At 58.9% G+C, this 3,613-nt stretch carries 3 protein-coding genes and 1 pseudogene; 1 reads left to right on the top strand and 3 read right to left on the bottom strand.

What is annotated here, in order from left to right:
* A pseudogene (locus AC1D1Z_RS35185) lies at positions 1-391 on the bottom strand (agmatinase); the annotation flags it as partial.
* Here AC1D1Z_RS35185 and AC1D1Z_RS35180 point away from each other — a divergent pair.
* Entirely contained in the window at positions 272-1,435 is a 1,164-nt protein-coding gene (locus tag AC1D1Z_RS35180; protein WP_131646999.1) for an aminotransferase, read from the top strand. The pseudogene AC1D1Z_RS35185 and the gene AC1D1Z_RS35180 overlap by 120 nt on opposite strands.
* On the opposite strand, the gene AC1D1Z_RS35175 is transcribed toward AC1D1Z_RS35180, so the two are convergent.
* Both AC1D1Z_RS35175 and AC1D1Z_RS35170 read right to left on the bottom strand, forming a co-directional pair.
* Entirely contained in the window at positions 1,412-1,948 is a 537-nt protein-coding gene (locus AC1D1Z_RS35175; RefSeq protein WP_018449125.1) for a flavin reductase family protein, read from the bottom strand. The two genes, AC1D1Z_RS35180 and AC1D1Z_RS35175, sit on opposite strands and share 24 nt — an antisense overlap.
* Entirely contained in the window at positions 1,945-3,300 is a 1,356-nt protein-coding gene (locus tag AC1D1Z_RS35170; RefSeq protein ID WP_130653990.1) for an LLM class flavin-dependent oxidoreductase, read from the bottom strand. Before AC1D1Z_RS35170 ends, AC1D1Z_RS35175 begins: the two co-directional genes overlap by 4 nt.
* Positions 3,301-3,613 lie beyond the last annotated feature (313 nt).

Genomic DNA, 3,613 nt, shown 5'->3' with positions numbered 1-3,613 from the left:
GCATGTAGGGTGCGCTGAGGAAGGTCGGCACTCCGGCGTATGGCGCCAGTCTCGTGCCGCTCTTGGAGATGATCTTCTCCGCCACTTTGCGAAACTTCTCATCGAATATCTCGCCGCCATTGGCGTCTGCAAATTCTGCGCGCAGCTGTTCCAGCCGCGTTTTGTCCCACACCATGCGCATGCATCTCCGCTTCAGGTCCGTCTCGTCAGACAAAGAGGTTGAGAAAACAATTGGTATCGTTGTAGCAATCGGTATCAAAGAGAAATCGATATGATCGCTGCAAAACCCAACTCGCTCGTTGCCCGCCTCTCTGCTCCGCCCATTCCTTCCGTCGTCGCCTGGAGCCGCGAATACAAGGGAGAAAAAGGGCCGCTCATCGATTTGTCGCAAGCCGTGCCCGGCTATCCCGCGCATCCGGAGATGCTTCGGCTTCTTGCCGAGGCGGCCGGACAACAGGCGATGACGGGATACGGGCCGATCGAGGGCGAACCTCTGTTGCGCAAGACCTACGCGGCTCACGTTGCCGACCTTTACGGCGCCGACCTTTCCGCCGGTAATATCCACATTACCGCCGGCTGCAATCAGGCGTTCATGTGCGCAGCGATCGCGCTTGCGGGCGCCGGCGATACCGTAGCACTGACCAATCCCTTCTATTTCAATCACGATACGACGCTGTCGATGCTGGGGATCGGGCGTCGATTGGTCGATTGCGACGCCGCCGCCGGCTTTCTTCCCGATCTGAGTTCGGCCGAGGCTGCACTTGCGGCCGGCGCGAAGATACTTGCCGTCGTGACGCCCAACAATCCCACCGGAGCCGTGTATCCACCCAGCCTGCTTCACAAGCTTTTTGTGCTCTGCCGGAAATACGGCGCCTGGCTGATCCTCGATGAAACCTATCGCGATTTTCTTGGCGAAGATTACGGGCCGCCGCACTCTCTTCTCTCCGAGCCGGGCTGGGAGGACACGCTCGTTCTTCTCTACAGCTTCTCGAAATCCTTCTGCATTCCCGGTCACAGACTGGGTGCAATCACGGCAGGCCCCAAACTCATCGCCGAGATCGCCAAGGTGATGGACAATATGCAGATCTGCGCGCCGCGTTCGGCTCAGATCGCCGTTGCTTCGGCGATCCCGGCGCTCGCCGAGTGGCGAGCCGGTAACCAGCTGGAGATCACTCGCCGCGCGGATGCGTTGAGGCTGGTCTTTTCCGGGTTGCCGGATTGGGAGATCGCCGCGATCGGCGCCTATTTTGCCTTTGTCCGCCATCCCTACGCTGATCGATCGTCTTCAGAGGTTGCCGAAAAACTCGCCAAGGAATCCGGCATTGTTTGTTTGCCCGGAGCCTATTTCGGGGAAGGGCAGGAGCGCTACCTCAGACTTGCCTTTGCCAATGCGGATGTCGCGTCGATTGGGCTATTGTCCGAGCGCCTTCGCTAGGCCGCGATCAACCTCCGCCGGAAGTTGGTGATAACCACCGCGCCAGTAAAGCAGCGGTCCTATGCCCTGCCGAATTTCAATCGCGCAGACATGTCCGACCAAAATCGCATGGGAATTGTAGTGGAATGCGGTTTCGAGCTTGCAGTCCAGGACCGTCAGGGCATTTTCAAGGACCGCCGCACCGGTCTTGAGGCGATACCATCCGGCGTTGCCGTAGCGTTCGGCGCCCTTTCGCCCGTCAAGACCGGCAAAGGATTGCGCCACCTGCTGCTGGTCGGCAGCGAGCACGTTGACACAAAAGCAGCCGTATTGCTGCAGCGCCGGCCATGAGGAAGACGCTCGGTTGACACTGACGATGACGGAAGGCAACTCCGCCGAAAGCGAGGAGACCGACGTTGCGGTGAAGCCGGTGCGGTCTTTACCGTCGCCGACCGTAATCACACTGACCGCACCCGCCAGATGACGCATCGAAAACTTGAAGTCCGCCTCGCTGATCAAAGGCTCGGCACTCATCGGGCTGGCTCTTTCGTTTTGGCAAAGCGGTTTACAGGCCTTGAAAGACCGAGGTTTTCACGCAAGGTCTTGCCCTCGTAATCCTCACGGAATAGCCCGCGGCGCCGAAGCTCGGGCAGGACCAACCGCACGAAGTCGTCGAGACTGGACGGCAAGGTGGGGAACATCAGGATAAAGCCGTCGGCGGCACGCGTCTCAAACCATTCCTCCATGAAGTCGGCAATCTGGGCTGGCGTGCCTGTGATGCCATTTCCGGTATGCTTCTCGGCATAGTGCCGGATGAGTTCGCCGACGGTGTGGCCGCTTTTCACGAAATCGACCAGTTCGTCGAACAGGGCGCGTGATCCCTTTGGCGCCGCCGGCAGCCGATCCATGGGGAAAGGCTTGTCGAGCGCCACGTCGCGCAGGTCCGCCTCCAGAAATTCGGAGAGCATCAGCAGGCCGACATCCGGATGCATCTTGTCGATCAGATAGTCGACCTTCGCCTTTGCCTCGGCTTCTGTTTCACCGACGTTGATCACGATACCCGGCATGATTTTCAGGTCGTCCGGATCGCGTCCATGGGCCGGCATCCGGCGCTTGACGTTGTCGTAGAAGGCACGGTTTCGGTCGATATTCGATGCGAGGCTGAAGACGATCTCCGCCGTGCGTGCCGCCATGTCCATTCCGGGTTCCGAACCGCCCGCCTGGGCGATGACAGGACGACCCTGGGGCGTTCGCGCGATGTTGAGGGGCCCGCGAACCTGGAAGTGCTTGCCTTTGTGGTTGAGCGTATGGTGCTTGTCTTTGTCATAGTAGACACCGTTTTCACGGTCGAGAAGCAGTGCGCCATCCTCGAAGCTGTCCCAGAGGCCGAACACGACATCGACGAATTCGTTGCCGCGCTCGTAGCGCAGCGCATGCGGGTCGAGCCCCTCGCGGTTGAAGTTGTAGCCGGTTTCGTCGTGATCGGAAGTGACGACATTCCAGCAGACACGCCCCTTGCTCAGATGGTCGATCGAGGCGAACAGACGCGCGACATTGTATGGCTCGTAATAACTCGTTGAGACCGTCGCCACGAGACCGAGATCGTTGGTGGTGACCGCCAGAGCCGAGAGCAGCGAGAGGGGTTCGAAGCGGTTCATCTTGGTCGGAATTCGGGCAAGCGCATTCGGATCGCCGACGGCGGCGGCAGGAGAATCCGCCATGAACATGAAATCGAATTTGGCCGCCTCGGATCGCTTGGCGACATCGAGCAGATGAGCGAAGTCGTTGGCGCCATTGACGTCGCTTGCCGGATGCAGCCAGGAGGCCGGATGAAAGCCGAACGTATAGACGAAAGTCCCGAGTTTCATCTTGTCGGTCCGCGCCATTGAGTTCTCCTGCCATTGTCCGCCACGCCGTCCCCTTGAAGGCGACTGCGCAAATTATCGCCAGGCGCAAATTTTCATCAATATCGCGTAGCTGAGTTCCGTTTTAGTTTTTCTAAAGTGTTGACGTACAGCGCCGCGCGTCCTTTCTGACGCGCAAAGGACGCTGTAACATTTTTGAATCGATGCATAATTTCTCAAATCGATTCCGATTTGAGAAATTATGCAGCAGGAGCCGATGCCGAAGCCTGCTGACGGGAAATAGCAATGAGCCAATCGCGGAATTCGCGCCCATGGGGCTTCTGCAAGGCAGCAC

The sequence above is a fragment of the Rhizobium sp. P1_E1 genome (assembly GCF_056406015.1).
This window is presented reverse-complemented; position numbering and strand designations above follow the sequence as displayed.